At 72.3% G+C, this 14,981-nt stretch carries 15 protein-coding genes; 8 read left to right on the plus strand and 7 right to left on the minus strand.

What is annotated here, in order from left to right; genetic code table 11:
• Positions 1 to 49: 49 nt before the first annotated feature.
• Entirely contained in the window at positions 50 to 604 is a 555-nt protein-coding gene (locus ACFVTC_RS27460; protein ID WP_390131190.1) for a hypothetical protein, read from the minus strand.
• Positions 605 to 736: 132 nt separating this feature from the next.
• Between ACFVTC_RS27460 and tsaB the strand changes: the two genes are divergently transcribed.
• The 4 genes from tsaB to ACFVTC_RS27480 are packed head-to-tail and all read left to right on the plus strand — an operon-like array spanning position 737 to position 3,228.
• Positions 737 to 1,384, plus strand: coding sequence for a tRNA (adenosine(37)-N6)-threonylcarbamoyltransferase complex dimerization subunit type 1 TsaB (gene tsaB / locus ACFVTC_RS27465; RefSeq protein ID WP_390131191.1), 648 nt, complete (start codon positions 737 to 739; stop codon positions 1,382 to 1,384).
• A 17-nt stretch (positions 1,385 to 1,401) separates the two neighbouring features.
• The gene (gene rimI / locus ACFVTC_RS27470; RefSeq protein WP_351718137.1) at positions 1,402 to 1,884 is read left to right on the plus strand and encodes a ribosomal protein S18-alanine N-acetyltransferase; all 483 of its coding nucleotides are present in this window, start codon (positions 1,402 to 1,404) and stop codon (positions 1,882 to 1,884) included.
• Entirely contained in the window at positions 1,877 to 2,974 is a 1,098-nt protein-coding gene (gene tsaD, locus ACFVTC_RS27475; RefSeq protein ID WP_168529696.1) for a tRNA (adenosine(37)-N6)-threonylcarbamoyltransferase complex transferase subunit TsaD, read from the plus strand. Before rimI ends, tsaD begins: the two co-directional genes overlap by 8 nt.
• Positions 2,971 to 3,228, plus strand: coding sequence for a hypothetical protein (locus ACFVTC_RS27480; RefSeq protein WP_390131192.1), 258 nt, complete (start codon positions 2,971 to 2,973; stop codon positions 3,226 to 3,228). Before tsaD ends, ACFVTC_RS27480 begins: the two co-directional genes overlap by 4 nt.
• A 99-nt stretch (positions 3,229 to 3,327) precedes the next feature.
• Here the strand turns inward: ACFVTC_RS27480 and ACFVTC_RS27485 are convergent, their stop codons facing one another.
• From ACFVTC_RS27485 to ACFVTC_RS27500, 4 genes are all read right to left on the minus strand, one after another.
• Positions 3,328 to 5,628 carry a glycoside hydrolase family 3 N-terminal domain-containing protein gene (locus ACFVTC_RS27485; protein ID WP_390131193.1) on the minus strand — a complete coding sequence of 767 codons (2,301 nt, stop codon included), beginning with the start codon at positions 5,626 to 5,628 and terminating at the stop codon, positions 3,328 to 3,330.
• 49 nt (positions 5,629 to 5,677) lie between these two features.
• Positions 5,678 to 6,577 carry a carbohydrate ABC transporter permease gene (locus tag ACFVTC_RS27490; RefSeq protein WP_390131194.1) on the minus strand — a complete coding sequence of 300 codons (900 nt, stop codon included), beginning with the start codon at positions 6,575 to 6,577 and terminating at the stop codon, positions 5,678 to 5,680.
• Positions 6,578 to 6,581: 4 nt separating this feature from the next.
• Entirely contained in the window at positions 6,582 to 7,397 is an 816-nt protein-coding gene (locus ACFVTC_RS27495) for a carbohydrate ABC transporter permease (protein ID WP_390131338.1), read from the minus strand.
• Between the two features lie 92 nt (positions 7,398 to 7,489).
• A complete protein-coding gene (locus tag ACFVTC_RS27500; protein WP_390131195.1) occupies positions 7,490 to 8,797 on the minus strand; it encodes an ABC transporter substrate-binding protein in 1,308 nt (435 codons plus the stop codon).
• Between the two features lie 138 nt (positions 8,798 to 8,935).
• Here ACFVTC_RS27500 and ACFVTC_RS27505 point away from each other — a divergent pair, with 138 nt between their 5' ends.
• Positions 8,936 to 9,964 carry a LacI family DNA-binding transcriptional regulator gene (locus tag ACFVTC_RS27505; protein ID WP_390131196.1) on the plus strand — a complete coding sequence of 343 codons (1,029 nt, stop codon included), beginning with the start codon at positions 8,936 to 8,938 and terminating at the stop codon, positions 9,962 to 9,964.
• Between the two features lie 220 nt (positions 9,965 to 10,184).
• On the plus strand, positions 10,185 to 11,237 hold the full coding sequence (locus ACFVTC_RS27510; protein WP_390131197.1) for an LCP family protein: 1,053 nt from the start codon (positions 10,185 to 10,187) through the stop codon (positions 11,235 to 11,237).
• Here the strand turns inward: ACFVTC_RS27510 and ACFVTC_RS27515 are convergent.
• Positions 11,230 to 11,817, minus strand: a complete 588-nt coding sequence (locus tag ACFVTC_RS27515; RefSeq protein ID WP_390131198.1) for a class I SAM-dependent methyltransferase — start codon at positions 11,815 to 11,817, stop codon at positions 11,230 to 11,232. The genes ACFVTC_RS27510 and ACFVTC_RS27515 overlap by 8 nt on opposite strands.
• 266 nt (positions 11,818 to 12,083) lie before the next feature.
• Between ACFVTC_RS27515 and ACFVTC_RS27520 the strand changes: the two genes are divergently transcribed.
• Together ACFVTC_RS27520 and ACFVTC_RS27525 are read left to right on the plus strand one after the other, a co-directional pair.
• Positions 12,084 to 12,440: a YciI family protein gene (locus tag ACFVTC_RS27520; protein WP_390131199.1), complete on the plus strand. Its 357-nt coding sequence runs from the start codon at positions 12,084 to 12,086 to the stop codon at positions 12,438 to 12,440.
• A gap of 45 nt (positions 12,441 to 12,485) precedes the next feature.
• The gene (locus tag ACFVTC_RS27525; RefSeq protein WP_390131200.1) at positions 12,486 to 13,754 is read left to right on the plus strand and encodes an RNA polymerase sigma factor; all 1,269 of its coding nucleotides are present in this window, start codon (positions 12,486 to 12,488) and stop codon (positions 13,752 to 13,754) included.
• Positions 13,755 to 13,769: 15 nt separating this feature from the next.
• Here ACFVTC_RS27525 and ACFVTC_RS27530 read toward each other — a convergent pair whose 3' ends face one another.
• Positions 13,770 to 14,957, minus strand: a complete 1,188-nt coding sequence (locus ACFVTC_RS27530) for a methyltransferase domain-containing protein (RefSeq protein WP_390131201.1) — start codon at positions 14,955 to 14,957, stop codon at positions 13,770 to 13,772.
• Between the last annotated feature and the right edge of the window lie 24 nt (positions 14,958 to 14,981).

Consider the following 14,981-nt stretch of genomic DNA (forward strand, 5'->3'; position numbering starts at 1 on the left):
GGCGGGGTGCTCTGCTGGGTGTCGGCCGGTCGGTGACGGCCGGGTCGGTCTACTGGATGACGACGACCTTGACGCCGACCGTCGCGAAGGTCCACATCGCGTCGCCGTCGGCGCGGGACTCGCGGATGCCGCCGAGCTTCTTCCCGGGGTCGGGCGCGGCCGTCGAGCCGTCCGTGGCCGCGCTGAAGCCGATCACGATGCCGTCGACCACGCTGAACCGCACGACGTGCTCGATCCGCGCGCCGTCCGATCCGGTGACGATCCTGCCGCGCGAGGTGACGGCGTACGTGCCCACGACCGGGTCCAGCGTGCCGGGCGTGACCGCGAACGTGCGCTGGGTCCTGTTGTTCTCCCCGACCAGCCACACCCGGTCGTCGTCGATCGAGTAGACGACCCGCTCGCCGGTGCCGGAGTCACCGGGCAGCGCCGCCGGGTTCTTCCGGTCCCGGGGTGCCTTCGTGGTGGAGGCCGCGGAGGACGTGCCCGCGCGGGGCCCGGCCAGGTGGTCCGGCGCGTTCGCCGACGCCTGGTAGGCGAGGAAGCCGACCACGGCGACAGCCGCGGCGGTGAGCCCGGCCACGAATCCCGAGCTGCTCCTGGCCACCCTGTGCCACCTCTCGTACCTTGATCGCGCCCAATATGTCCTGTGTGGTGACGGTAGCAGCACGGCTCCGCCAGACCGCGGAGACCGTGCTCCCGTCCGCCGGACACCCCCCGGGCGCCGTACGCTGTTTGCGTGCTCTTGCTCGCTCTGGATACCGCCACCCCCGCCGTGACCGTCGCCCTGCACGACGGCACGTCCGCCATCGCCTCGTCGAGCCAGGTGGACGCGCGCCGGCACGGAGAGCTGCTGCTGCCCGCCGTCGACCGCGTGCTCGCCGAGGCCGGTCTGCGGCTCGACGCCGTCACCGGCGTCGTCGTCGGCGTCGGCCCCGGCCCGTACACGGGGCTGCGCGTCGGCCTCATGACCGCCGACACCTTCGGCCTCGCGCTCGGCGTCCCGGTGCACGGCCTGTGCACCCTCGACGCGCTCGCCTACGCCGCCGACATCGACGGCCCCTTCGTCGCCGCGACGGACGCGCGGCGCAAGGAGGTGTACTGGGCCCGGTACGCCGACTCGCGCACCCGCGTCTCCGAGCCCGCCGTCGACCGGCCCGGCGACCTCGCCCTCGACGGCCTGCCCGCCGTCGGCGCGGGCGCCCTGCTCTACCCCGACACCTTCCCGGACGCCCGCGCGCCCGAACACGTCTCGGCGGCCGCGCTCGCGTCGCTGGCGGCGGAGCGGCTGGCCGCGGGCGAGGAACTGGAGCCGCCCCGGCCGCTCTATCTGCGCCGCCCTGACGCCCAGGTGCCCAAGAACTACAAGGTGGTCACCCCCAAGTGACCGTCGTGCTGCGCGAGATGCGCTGGTGGGACATCGATCCCGTCCTGGAGCTGGAGAAGGACCTCTTTCCCGAGGACGCCTGGTCGCGGGGGATGTTCTGGTCCGAGCTGGCCCACGCCCGCGGGCCGGAGGCCACGCGCCGGTACGTGGTCGCCCTCGACGGCGACCGGCTCGTCGGGTACGCGGGGCTCGCCGCCGCCGGTGACCTCGGCGACGTGCAGACGATCGCCGTCCGCCGTGAGCAGTGGGGCACCGGCCTCGGCGCCCGGCTGCTGGCCGAACTGCTGCGGGCCGCGACCGCGTTCGAGTGCGCCGAGGTGATGCTCGAGTGCCGCGTCGACAACGTACGCGCGCAGAAGCTGTACGAGCGCTTCGGCTTCGAACCCATCGGCTTCCGGCGCGGCTACTACCAGCCGGGGAACGTCGACGCCCTGGTGATGCGCCTCAACGACCCTTCCACCTCAGTAAACGGCGTACAAGGAACCGAGATCAATGGCTGACGAACCGCTCGTCCTCGGCATCGAGACCTCCTGCGACGAGACCGGCGTCGGCATCGTCCGCGGCACCACGCTGCTCGCGGACGCCATCGCCTCCAGCGTCGACGAGCACGCCCGCTTCGGCGGGGTCGTGCCGGAGGTCGCCTCCCGCGCGCACCTGGAGGCGATGGTGCCGACCATCCAGCGCGCCCTGAAGGACGCCGGGGTGAGCGCCCGTGACCTCGACGGGATCGCGGTGACCGCCGGGCCCGGACTCGCCGGCGCGCTGCTCGTCGGGGTCTCGGCGGCGAAGGCGTACGCGTACGCCCTGGGCAAGCCGCTGTACGGCGTCAACCACCTCGCCTCGCACATCTGTGTGGACCAGCTGGAGCACGGCGCGCTGCCGGAGCCGACGATGGCCCTGCTGGTGTCCGGCGGGCACTCCTCACTGCTGCTCTCCACCGACATCACCTCCGACGTGCGGCCGATGGGCGCCACCATCGACGACGCGGCCGGCGAGGCATTCGACAAGATCGCGCGCGTGCTGAACCTCGGCTTCCCCGGCGGTCCGGTCATCGACCGGTACGCCAAGGAGGGCGACCCGAAGGCCATCTCCTTCCCGCGCGGGCTCACCGGGCCGCGCGACCCGGCGTACGACTTCTCCTTCTCCGGTCTGAAGACCTCCGTGGCCCGCTGGATCGAGGCGAAGCGGGCGGCGGGGGAGGAGGTGCCGGTGCGCGACGTGGCCGCGTCCTTCCAGGAGGCGGTGGTGGACGTGCTGACCCGCAAGGCCGTACGGGCCTGCAAGGACCAGGGCGTCGACCATCTGATGATCGGTGGCGGTGTAGCCGCGAACTCCCGGCTGCGCGTCCTGGCCCAGGAGCGTTGCGAGGCCGCCGGGATCCGGCTGCGGGTGCCCCGGCCGAAACTGTGCACGGACAACGGCGCGATGGTCGCGGCGCTGGGCGCGGAGATGGTCGCGCGCGGGCGCTCCGCCTCCGACTGGGACCTGTCCGCGGACTCGTCCCTGCCGGTGACCGACCCGCACGTACCGGGGCACTCGCACACCCACGATCATGTGCACGAGGTCAGCAAGGAGAACCTCTACTCGTGACCGTCGCGCTGATGTGGGAGGCCCGTGCCGTCGACGGGCGGGGTGGGGACCTGCTCGCCTGGGTGCGGCGGCAGGAGATCGCGGGGGAGCCGGTCCGGCGCGAGATCCTGCGGGCGCCGCGGGACCGGGTCCTCGTCATCACCTGGTGGGACGCCGACTACGACGCGGACCTGCCCGAACTGCCCGAGCCGGGCGACAAGTTGGTCACCCGTGCCGTCCACCGGTGGCGGTTCGAGTCCGTGACGGAGGACTGACCGGAGCCGGTGAGGTCCTCCGACCGCCCCCGACGGGCCGGGGGGCGGTCGGCGCGCGGACACCTTTGGAAGTGCTCCCGCCGGTGTCCGCGCGGTGCCTCAGTCGTCCGTCGACACCTCGCAGCGCAGTCGCCGGTCCGGGCCCGGTACCCGTCGCGGCCCGGTCAGCGACAACCGCGCGGTGTGCCGGGTCTCCGCGCTCGACGTTCCCAGCCGCAGCTCCAGCGCGCCCGGCTCGACCACCCGCTCGCCCGAGCGGTCGGTGAAGGCCGACAGGTCCGCGTGGAAGCCGAAGGTGACCCGGCGGGCCTCACCGGGTGCCAGGCGCAGGCGCCGGTAGCCGATCAGCCGCACGTCCGGACGCGTCACCGACGCCACCGGGTCGTGCAGGTAGAGCTGGACGACCTCGGTGCCGTCGCGGTCGCCGGTGTTGCGGACGGTGAGCGAGAGGTCGTACGAGCCGTCCGTCGCGATCTCCGCGTCCGTTCCCCGGAAGTCCTCCCAGGCGAACGTCGTGTACGAGTGGCCGTGGCCGAAGGCGTGGAGCGGGGTGGGGTCGAGGTTGCTGACCTCGCTCGCGAGGCCGAGCGGGGGCTGGAGGTAGGTCCACGGCTGGCCGCCGGGCAGCCGCGGCACGCTCACCGGGAGGCGCCCCGAGGGGTTCACGCGGCCGGACAGCACACCGGCGACCGCCGGGCCGCCCTCCTCGCCCGGGAAGAACGCCTGCACCACGGCGCCCAGACGGCCGTCCCAGCGGCCCAGCGCATAGGGGCGGCCGGTCAGCAGGACCAGCACCACCGGGACGCCGGTGTCGACCAGCGCGTCCAGCAGTTCGCCCTGTACGCCGGGCAGCCTGAGGTCGGAGGCGTCGCAGCCCTCGCCGGACGTGCCCCGGCCGAACAGTCCGGCGCGGTCGCCGAGCACGGCCACGCACACATCGGCTTCCGACGCCCGCGCCACCGCCTCGGCGAAACCGGACGGGTCGGGGTCCGAGACGCCGCAGCCCTCCGCGAACGTCACCTTGGTGTCCGGGAGTTCGGCGCGCAGCGAGTCGAGGACGGTGGGGATGTCGATGCCCATCGGCACGTCGGGGTGGTGCGTGAGGACGTGGGACGGGAAGGAGTAGCAGCCGAGCATCGCGAGCGGGTCCGCGGCACGGGGGCCGACGACCGCTACCCGGGTCCCGGGAGCCAGCGGCAGCAGCCCGGCCGGGTTGTCCAGCAGGACCACCGACGCCTCCGCCAGCCGGCCGGCGAGGGCCCGGTTGGCCGTCGAGTCCAGGTCGACGGGGCCTTGGCGCTCGGGCTGCCAGTCCTCGTCCAGGAGGCCCAGTTCGCACTTCTGCAGCAGTACGCGGCGGGCCGCCCGGTCGATCAGCGACTCGGGGGTGCTTCCTCCGCGTACGGCGTCCACCAGCGGTTTTCCGTAGCAGTTCACCGTCGGCAGTTCGACGTCGATGCCGGCCTCCAGCGCCGCGTGGGCCGCCTCGGCCGGGCTTCCCGCCACCCGGTGCAGGGTCTGGAGGAAGCCGACGCCGAAGTAGTCGGCGACCACGGTTCCGGTGAAGCCCCACCGCTCCCGCAGGAGTTCGGTCAGCAGCCGGGCGTCCGCCGAAGCCGGGACGCCGTCCGTCTCGTTGTACGCCGCCATCACCGAACGGGCGCCGCCCTCGCGCAGCGCCATCTCGAAGGGTGGGAGCGTGACGTCCGCGAACTCCCGCGCACCCGCTCGCACCGGCGCCAGGTTCCGTGCCCCCGCCGATGACGCGTACCCGGCGAAGTGCTTCAGCGTGGCGACGATCCCGGCCGATTCCAGGCCCCGCACATAGGCCGTGCCGATCGTGCCGACGAGGTACGGGTCCTCGCCGATCGTCTCCTCCACCCGGCCCCAGCGCAGGTCGCGGACCACGTCGAGGACGGGCGCCAGGCCCTGGTGCACGCCGACCGAGCGCAGGTCGTCGCCGATGCGTGCGCCCAGCTCCTCGACCAGTTCCGGGTCGAAGGTGGCGCCCCAGGCGAGCGGGACGGGATAGGCCGTCGCGCGCCAGGCGGTGAATCCCGCAAGGCACTCCTCGTGCGCGACCGCCGGGATGCCGAAACGGCCGGCGTCGGCGATCGCGCGCTGGGCGCGGGCCAGCGCCCGCGCGCCGAGCTCCGGGTCCACCGGGGCCGTGCCGAAGGAGCGGGTCAGCTGGCCGAGCCCGAAGGCGATCAGCTCGTCCCAGTCCTGGCCGGCGGTCATCTCGTGCTGGAGCGGGGCGACTCCGTCGCCGTCCGTCGCCGCGCCCACCCACACGCCGTACAGCTGGGCGGTCTTCTCCTCCAGGGTCATCCGGGAGAGCAGGTCGTCGACGCGGGCCGCCGGAGTGCGTGAAGGGTCGCGCCAGGGAGCGGTGGTCATGAAACTCCTGTCAGGGAAAAGGGGGTCGACTGCCCCTGGTCGTACACGTTCACTTGCCGCCCACACCCATGAGGCCGCCGACCAGCGCGCGGCGGGCCACCAGGTACACGACGAAGATCGGGACACCGGAGAGGACCACGGAGGCCAGCAGCGCGGGGATGTTCACGCCGAACTCGCTCACGTAGGTGAACAGGCCGAGGGTCAGGACCCGGGGGCCGTCGGACTGCGTGAAGATCAGCGGGAAGAGGAGCCCGTTCCACGCCTGGAGCGCCGCGTAGACGACCACGGTGCCGATGCCGCCCTTGGCCAGCGGGATGACCAGCTGGAACAGCATCCGGGTGGTGGAGGCGCCGTCCAGTCCCATCGCCTCGTACAGGTCCTCCGAGATGTCCCGCAGCGTGCCGGTGAGGATCAGCACCGACACCGGCATCGCGAAGGCGGCCGTGGGCAGGATGATCGCGAGCAGGCTGTCGTAGAGGTTCAGCTTGGTGATCATCAGGTAGAGGGGGACCACGACGGCCTGCGCCGGGATCGCGACGCCCAGCAGGAACAGCCGGAAGGCGGCCCCCGACCACACGCTCCGGGTCCGCACGGCGACGTAGGAGAGCGGGACGCACAGCGCCAGGACGATCACGACGACCGCGGCCGCCACGAGCGCGGTGTTCCACAGCAGGTGGCCGAAGCCGTTGTGCAGGACGGTGTCGTAGTTGTCCAGCGTCGGGTGGGACGGCGGCTTGAGGGCGTTGTGGCCCAGCGCCTCGCTCTGGTGGGTGAGCGAGGCCGAGATCATCGCGTAGACCGGGACGATCACGACGGCGAGCCAGATCACCGAGCCGAGCCCGGCGAGGGGGTTGGAGCGCCGGGACCAGTGCCTGCGGCGGGGCGCGGTCCGGTCGGGGCCCGGAGCGGGGGCGGCCTTCACGGGGCGCCGCAAGGTGTCGTGTGACACGTCGTCACATTCCTTCCCGGGTGCTGCGCATGGCGCCGAAGCCGGACAGCCGCACCATCAGCAGGGACAACGCGGTCGCGGCGATCACCAGGAACGAGGCGACCGCGCTCGCGTAGCCGAAGTCGTAGCTCTTGAAGCCCGCCTGGTACATCAGGTACGGCAGGATCGCCGTGTCGGTGCCGGGGCCGCCCTGGGTGAGGATGAGGACCGTCTCGAAGTAGGTGAGCGAACCGACGACCATCAGCACACCGGACGTGGTGGCGGTGTTGCGCAGCTGCGGCAGGGTGATCGAGAAGAACTGCCGCAGGCGTCCGGCGCCGTCGATGGCCGCCGCCTGGTAGAGCACCTCGGGGATCTGCCGTGCGCCGCCCTGGTAGATGAGCGTGTGGAACGGGATGAACTGCCAGCCGCCGACGAAGACGATCGCGAGGAACGCTCCGCTGGTCGTGCCGAGGGTGTCCGCGTGGATGATGCCGAAGTTCGGGTCGAGCAGTGCGTAGAACAGCAGCGAGATCGCCGTCGACGACAGCAGGAACGGCGTGAAGAAGATCGCCGAGAGGACCGCGCGGTTGCGCTGTCTGCCCGCCGCCCACACGCCCAGCAGCAGCGAGATCACCGTCTGGAACACCCAGCTCGCCGCGGTCAGTCCCACGGTGACCGTCAGGGACTGGGTGAGCCGGTCGTCGCTCAGCAGCTTGCGCCAGTTCGCGAGGCCCACCGGCCGCGGGTCGCCCAGGCCGTTCCACTGGGTGAACGAGAGGTAGAAGGCCAGCACCATCGGGGCGACGGCGAAGAACGCGAAGAACAGGATTCCGGGCAGGGCGAGGGCCGCGCTAGGGCGGCCTGCCCTGTCGCGTGCGGCGGAGCGGGGGCGGCCCGCGGTGCGCGGGCCGCCCTTGAGGTGCGTCGTGCTCACTTCAGCCCCTTGAGCGCGGACACGAACTGCGCCGGCGAGGACTTGCCCACGAACAGTTTGTTGACCTCGGTGAGCATCGGGGTCGACACGTTCGGGGCGACGGCCTGGTCCCAGCTCAGGGTGAACGCCGGTGCCTCCTGCACCATCTGGTACTGGAACTTGGCGAACTCCGGGTTGGGGGAGGCGTCCAGCAGACTCGCCGCGTTCGAAGTGGCCGGTACGTCGCCGTTGGCGATGAGTTCCTTGGTGTAGGCCTCGGAGGCGCTGTCCCGCAGGAAGGCGATCGCCGCGTCCTTGTTGGAGGTGCGGGCGTTCACCGACCAGTAGTTGGTGGGGTTGCCGACCACGTTGCGGATGTCGCCGGCGCCGCCCTCGATCTTCGGGAAAGCGCACCATCCCAGGTTCTTCTTGGCGAAGTCCGGGAACTTGCCGAGCTGGGTGGAGTACTCCCACGACCCCATCAGGTGCATCGCCGCCCTGCCCTTGGCGAAGACCGCGGGAGCGCCGCCGTTGCCGTAGCCGACCGAGCTGTAGCCCTTGCCGAAGGCCCCGGCGTCGATCAGCTCCTTGACGGTCTGGGCGGCCTTGAGGACGGCCGGGTCGCCCCAGCCGGAGGCGTCGCCGTTCTTGATCTTCTCGAAGACGCCGGGGCCGCCGATCCGGTCGACCAGGTACTCCAGCCACATCAGCTCGGGCCAGATGTCCGAGCCGCCCAGCGCGAACGGGGTGATCTTCGCCTTCGTCAGCTTGGTGTTGATGTCGAGCAACTGGTCCCAGGTGGTGGGCGGCTGGAGCTTGTGCTCCGCGAAGACGGTCTTGTTGTAGAAGAGGATCACGGGCTGCATACCCCGCATGGGCACGCCGTAGTTCTTGCCGTCCAGGCCGCCCGCGCTGAGCACCGAGGGCAGGAAGCCGCTCTTGAGCACCGGGTCGGACGCGATGACGTCGGTCAGGTCGACCAGCTGGCCGGCGTCCTTGTACGCCTTGATCGAGCCGCCGCCCCAGTTGAAGAACACGTCGGGGGCGTTGGGCGAGCCCATCGCGGTGCGCAGCTTCGCCGGGTAGTCCGTGGCGGGCACCTTCTGGAGCTTGACCGTGCCCTTGGCCTTCTTCGCGGCGGCCGACGCGTTGAACCGGTCGACGGACTTGACCTGGATCTTCGCCGCGTCGTCCCCGTAGACGAACGCGGTGAGCGTGCCGCCGCCGCCCGAGCCGCCGCCGGAGCCGCAGGCGGTGAGCCCGCCGACGGAGGCCAGGGCGGTCGCGCCCGCGCCGAGGAACCAACGCCTGCTGTAGGACTCCATGGGACGGCACCTCTCGGTATGCGCGAGGACTCCACGACGAGCCGACGCGAATGTTTCGATTTGAATTTCGAATGTTCCGGGAACGTAGGGCGATCCTGAGGGTTCGTCAAGAGGTCGCGCAGGGATACGATCGCGAGCATGAAGCCTGGGAATTCCGTGGAAGCGCGGACCGCGACGCTCGCCGAGATCGCCCGTGAGGCCGGAGTCTCGGCTCCGACTGTTTCGAAGGTGCTCAACGGCCGCGCCGATGTCGCCCCCGCGACCCGCACCCGGGTCGAGGAGCTGCTGCGCGGCCACGGGTACCGGCGGCGCGGAGGGGAGGGGGGCCGGTCGCCCCTCATCGACCTTGTCTTCCACGAGCTGGAGAGCGCCTGGGCGATGGAGGTCATCCGGGGCGTGGAGAACGTCGCCCGGGAGGAGGGGCTGAGCGTGGTGCTGTCCGAGAGCGCCGGGCGGCTGACTCCGGGCCGGACCTGGGCCGACCAGGTCGCGGCGCGCCGCCCGCACGGGGTGATCCTCGTGCTGTCCGGGCTCGACGAGTCCGGGCGCGCGCTGCTGACCAGCAGGTCCGTCCCGTTCGTGGTGATGGATCCGGCCGGTGACCCGGGTGACGACGTGCCGTCCATCGGGGCCACCAACTGGCAGGGAGGGCTCGCCGCGACGCGTCATCTGATCGAGCTCGGTCACACCCGGATCGGCGCGATCACCGGACCCTCGCGGATGATGTGCAGCCGCGCCCGGGTCGACGGCTACCGGGCGGCACTGGAGACGGCGGGGCTGCCCGTCGACCCCGGGCTGATCCTCCCCGGCACCTTCCACCACGAGAGCGGCTATCAGGCGGGGCTCGAACTCCTGCGCATGCCCGACCGGCCCACGGCCGTCTTCGCCGGCAACGACCTCCAGGCGCTCGGCCTCTACGAGGCGGCCCGCGAGCTGGGGCTGCGCGTCCCGGAGGATCTGAGTGTCGTCGGCTTCGACGATCTGCCGGTGGCGCGCTGGGTCGGGCCGCCGCTGACGACCGTACGGCAGCCGCTCATGGAGATGGCCGAGGCGGCGGCGAAGCTGGTGCTCGAACTGGGCCGTCAGGAAAGGCCCGCGGCCGGAACGCGGATGGAGCTGGCGACCAGCCTGGTGGTCCGCAGCAGCACGGGGGCGCCGCCGGCCTGACGGTGCGAGCGCACCCTCCCCGCCCGCCGAAGCCTGTCGATCGTGTCGCCGAAACTTTCGGAAAGGGCGGCGGCCTCGATGCCTGTGCTGTCCGGGGTGCTCGCGGTGCCTGAGGTGCCCGGGGTGCCCAAGGTGTCCGCGGGCTGATGCCGGTCCGAGGAAAATGAGATTTTCCGAAGAAAAGCTCCCTCCGCGTCCTTGCTCGACATAATTCGCACTTATGTTCCTCGTCGTGACGGAACACGACGAGAGCGGGGACGGGTCGGAGCCGCTGGTCCGGCGGCGGGTGCTGAAGGCCGTCGGCCTCACCCTGGCCGGGGTCCTGGTGCTGGGCATCGGCACGGCGGGCTGGGCCTACTGGCACCTGAACCACAACATCAGGAGCGTCGACATCGACGGGGCGCTCGGCGACAACCGTCCGGCGAAGGTGCTGCCGACCCCCTCCTCGTCCGCCTCCCCGCTGCCGACCGGCGCCCTCAACGTCCTGGTCCTCGGCTCCGACTCGCGCAGCGGGAAGGCGAACGCCGAGCTCGGCGGCGGCGACAGCGGCGGTGCCCGTTCGGACACGGCGATGGTCGTCCACATCGACGAGGGCCGCACCGCGGCGACCGTGGTGAGCATCCCCCGGGACACCCTGGTGACCCGCCCGTCCTGCCCGACCCCGTCCGGCGGGACCACCTCGGTGGCGTACGGCACGATGTTCAACAGCGCGTACGCGCTCGGCGGACCGGTCTGCGCCGTGAAGACCGTCGAGTCCCTGACGGGCGTCCGCATGGACCACTACCTGGAGATCGACTTCTCGGGCTTCGCGAAGCTGGTGGACGCGCTCGGCGGGGTCACGGTCACGACGGACGAGGACATCGACGACGACCAGAGCCATCTGCACCTGAAGGCGGGCACCCATCTCCTGGACGGCACCCACGCCCTGGGCCTGGCCCGTACCCGGCACGGCATAGGCGACGGCAGCGACCTCGGCCGCATCGGGCTCCAGCAGAAGCTGGTCAAGGCACTGCTGGAACAGATCTCCTCGACATCCCTGCCGACCAGCCCCGCCAAGCTCTACCAGGTCGCCGACGCGGTCACCGGCAGCCTCACCACGGACACCGGCCTCGACTCCCTCGGCGAACTGACGAAGTTCGGCCAGAGCCTCGGGTCCCTCTCCGCCGACCACGTCAGGACGGTCATGATGCCGGTGGTGACGGCCCCCTCGGACGCCAACCGGGTGGTCGCGCGCGAGCCCGAGGCGGGCGAGCTGTGGGCGTCGCTCAAGTGACCGTGTACGTCAGCAGATAGCGCCAGTAGAGGAGCTGGCGGACACGGGCGCCCGGCAGCAGACGGCTCGCCTCGTCACGGACGGCGGCGAGCGACATCCGCGGCGCGCGCACCGGCGCCGGGACCACCGCGGGCCCCCTCCCGCGCAGCCGTTCGCCCACCGACACCCCGGTCCGGGCCACCGCGTTGGCGGGCACCGCCGCGAGGTCCCACCAGGTGTGCCCCGCGTAGCAGCCCAGCACCAGCAGCACCCCGCCCGGCGCCAGCGCGTCGCGGAACCTGGTCACCGTGCGGAAGGGCATGTGGTGCAGGCTCGCGAGGCAGGTGATGACGTCGTAGTGCGCCTTCGGCAGCGCGGCCGAGGCGGCGTCCGTCCGCCGGAACCGGGGCCCGCCGCCGATCCGTTCGGCCACGGCGATCACCTCGGCGGACGGGTCGACGGCGTCCACCTCGTAGCCGTGCGCGGCGAGCCGCCGGGCGAACCGGCCGGTGCCGCAGCCGACATCCAGCGCGGTGCGCCCGTGCCCGGGCAGTTTCCGCAGCAGGAGCCGGTGGTAGTGGTCGTTGTGGTCGAAGGGCATACGGGAAAACTCGCACACGGCGGGTACGCGCGGTAGTGCTCCCCGCACAGCCGTCCTTCAGCTGTCCGCCGGCCGCCCCGCACCCCGCGGGAACTGCCCCGTCGGCTGCCCGGGGAGCATGCGGGAAGGCTTCGGGAAGCCGCCCGGCAACGCTCGGAAAAGAATCTTCGAGGTTTTCCGGGGACGGTGTCGAAACCGGCGCCCCCCGATCGACGCAGGGATGAGAGGCGGGGAGAAGCCCCGCCCTCCGCACCGAAGGAGCCACCATGCCCCGCTACCTGTCCCTGGTCCGCATCGACGAGACCAACGCCCCCGCCGAGGGCCCCAGCCCCGAGCTGATGCAGCGGATGGGCGAGCTGATCGAGGAGATCACCAAGGCGGGGGTCATGCTCGACACCGCCGGACTGACACCGACCGCCCAGGGCAAGCGGGTGCACTGGGAGGGCGGGCAGCTGTCCGTCACCGACGGCCCCTTCACCGAGTCCAAGGAGGTCGTCGGCGGCTACGCGCTCATGCAGTGCAAGGACATGGCCGAGGCGCTCGAGTGGACCAAGCGGTTCCTGAAGACGCACGAGGAGCACTGGACGGTGACCTGCGAGGTGCGGGAGATCGCCGAGGGCTGAGCGGCGGCTTGGCCCAGCCGGTCCGCTGGTGTCTGATGGTGGGCTGTGGAACAACAGCCCACCGTCACCCCGGCCGGCGCCGACGAGACCGTGGAGACGATCTTCCGGATCGAGTCGCCCCGGATCATCGCCGGTGTCACCCGCGTCGTCCGGGACGTCGGCATCGCCGAGGAACTGGCTCAGGACGCCCTGGTCGCGGCGCTGGAGCAGTGGCCGCGGGACGGGGTACCGGACAACCCCGGCGCCTGGCTCATGGCCACGGCCAAGCACCGCGCGATCGACCTCGTGCGCCGCCGGGAGCGCTACGCGCGCAAGCTGGAGGAGATCGGGCGCGACCTGGAGACGACCGTCCCCTCCGAGGAACCCGCCGACCCGGACGACATCGACGACGACCTGCTCCGGCTGGTGTTCACCGCCTGCCACCCGGTGCTGTCCGCCCAGGCTCGTATCGCCCTCACGCTGCGCCTGCTCGGCGGGCTGACCACGCCGGAGATCGCCCGCGCCTTCCTCGCGCCGGAGGCGACGATCGCCCAGCGCATCGTGCGCGCCAAACGGACGCTGGCGACGAAGGGGGTGCCCTTCGAGGTCCCCTGCGGCCCGGACCGGGAGAGCCGGCTCGGCTCGGTCCTGGAGGTCATCTACCTCGTCTTCAACGAGGGGTACGCGGCCACGGCCGGCGACGACCTGCTGCGCCCCGCGCTCTGCGAGGAGGCCCTCCGGCTGGCCCGCGTCCTCGCCGAACTGATGCCCAAGGAGCCCGAGGTGCACGGGCTCGTCGCGCTGCTGGAGCTCCAGGAGTCCCGCGCCGCCGCCCGCACCGGGCCCTCGGGCGAGCCGGTCCTCCTCAGGGACCAGAACCGCCGCCGCTGGAACCGCCTGCTGATCCACCGCGGTTTCGCCGCCCTGGCCCGCGCGAACGCCGTCACCACGGGCGCCCCGGGTCCGTACGCCCTCCAGGCCGCCATCGCCGCCAGCCACGCCCAGGCGTACACGTACGAGGACACGGACTGGCGGCAGATCGCCACCCTGTACGGGCTCCTCGCGGCCCGCTCCCCGTCGCCCGTCGTCGAACTCAACCGCGCCGTCGCCGTCTCGATGGCGGACGGCCCCGGCCCCGCCCTGGCCATCGTCGACACGCTCGCGGCCGAACCCGCCCTGCGCGACTACCACCTGCTGCCCAGTGTCCGCGGGGACCTGCTCGCCCGGCTGGGGCGCACACGGGAGGCGCGGGCGGAGTTCGAGCGGGCCGCGGGCCTGGCCCGTAACGAACGCGAGCGGAAACTGCTGGAGACGCGCGCGAAGGAGTGCCGCTAGCGGCGTGCGGTGGCGTCAGGCGGAGTGCTGCCGGGCCGGGTGACCGAGCAGCATCGTCGGTGCCCCCGCGACCCGGGTCAGGAAGACGGTGGCCGCGCGCGGCCCCTGCGGCTTGACCTTCCTGCGCAGCTCCTCCGGTTCGACCGCCGAGCCCCGCTTCTTCACCGTCAGCACGCCGACCTCCCGCTCCCGCAGCAGCGCCCTGAGCTTCTTCACGTTGAAGGGAAGGCGGTCGGTGATCTCGTACGCGGTGGCGTACGGGGTCGGGCGCAGCGAGTCCGCCGTGATGTACGCGATGGTCTCGTCGAGGAGCCCGCCGTCGAGGTCCTCGGCCGCCTCGGCGACCAGATGGGCGCGGATCACGGCGCCGTCGGGCTCGTAGAGATAGCGCCCGACCGGCCGCACCGAGGGGTCGGGCAGACCGCGGCCGCGCAGGACGCGCGGGCCCGGCAGCAGGGTGGCCCGCACCAGACCCGGTTCCGTGCCGAACCACAGCACGGCCTCCTTCACGTCCCCGCCGTCCGAGATCCACTCGGCCTCCGCCTCGGCGGGGACCGTCTCGTGCGGGATGCCCGGGGCGATCTTCAGGGCGGCGAGCGGGGCCTTCAGGGCCGCCCCGACCGCCCAGGAGAGCGGCGGTGAGTACGCCTCGGGGTCGAAGATCCGCCCGCCCGCCCTGCCGCCCCGCCGTGCCGGGTCCACGAAGACGGCGTCGTACGAGGCCGTGTCCACCTCCGTGACGTCCACCTCGCGCACCTCGATCAGGCCGGCGAGCCCGAGCGCCTCGGCGTTCGCGCGGGCGGCCGCGGCCGCCAGGGGGTCCCGGTCGACGGCGAGGACGCGGATCCCGGCTCGGGCCAGCGCGATCGCGTCGCCGCCGATACCGGAGCACAGGTCGGCGACCGAGCGCACACCGAGAGCGCGCAGACGCTCCGCGCGGTGCGTGGCGACCGTCGTCCGGGTCGACTGCTCGACCCCGTTCGGCGTGAAGAACATCCGCTGCGCGTCCTCGGCGCCGAACTTCGCCACCGCCCGCTGCCGCAGCCGCGCCTGTCCGAGCGCCGCGGAGACCAGCTCGGCCGGATGGGTGCGGCGCAGCCGGGTGGCGACGGCCAGCTCCTGGGCCGGGTCGGTGCCGCGCACCTCGTCGAGCAGCGCGCGGCCCTCGGGGGTGAGCAGGGAGGCGAAGGAGACGTCGTTCACCGGCCCATTGTCGGTCAGTGTGGG

Origin of the sequence: Streptomyces sp. NPDC057950, from assembly GCF_042887295.1 — a bacterium.
In the GTDB taxonomy this organism is placed as follows: domain Bacteria; phylum Actinomycetota; class Actinomycetes; order Streptomycetales; family Streptomycetaceae; genus Streptomyces; species Streptomyces kaempferi.

Coding starts and splice junctions, on each gene's coding strand:
- rimI (WP_351718137.1), top strand. CDS start 1,402: ATGCGCTGGTGGGACATCGATCCCGTCCTGGAGCTGGAGAAGGACCTC.
- tsaD (WP_168529696.1), top strand. CDS start 1,877: ATGGCTGACGAACCGCTCGTCCTCGGCATCGAGACCTCCTGCGACGAG.
- ACFVTC_RS27485 (WP_390131193.1), bottom strand. CDS start 5,628: ATGACCACCGCTCCCTGGCGCGACCCTTCACGCACTCCGGCGGCCCGC.
- ACFVTC_RS27500 (WP_390131195.1), bottom strand. CDS start 8,797: ATGGAGTCCTACAGCAGGCGTTGGTTCCTCGGCGCGGGCGCGACCGCC.
- ACFVTC_RS27505 (WP_390131196.1), top strand. CDS start 8,936: ATGAAGCCTGGGAATTCCGTGGAAGCGCGGACCGCGACGCTCGCCGAG.
- ACFVTC_RS27510 (WP_390131197.1), top strand. CDS start 10,185: ATGTTCCTCGTCGTGACGGAACACGACGAGAGCGGGGACGGGTCGGAG.
- ACFVTC_RS27515 (WP_390131198.1), bottom strand. CDS start 11,817: ATGCCCTTCGACCACAACGACCACTACCACCGGCTCCTGCTGCGGAAA.
- ACFVTC_RS27520 (WP_390131199.1), top strand. CDS start 12,084: ATGCCCCGCTACCTGTCCCTGGTCCGCATCGACGAGACCAACGCCCCC.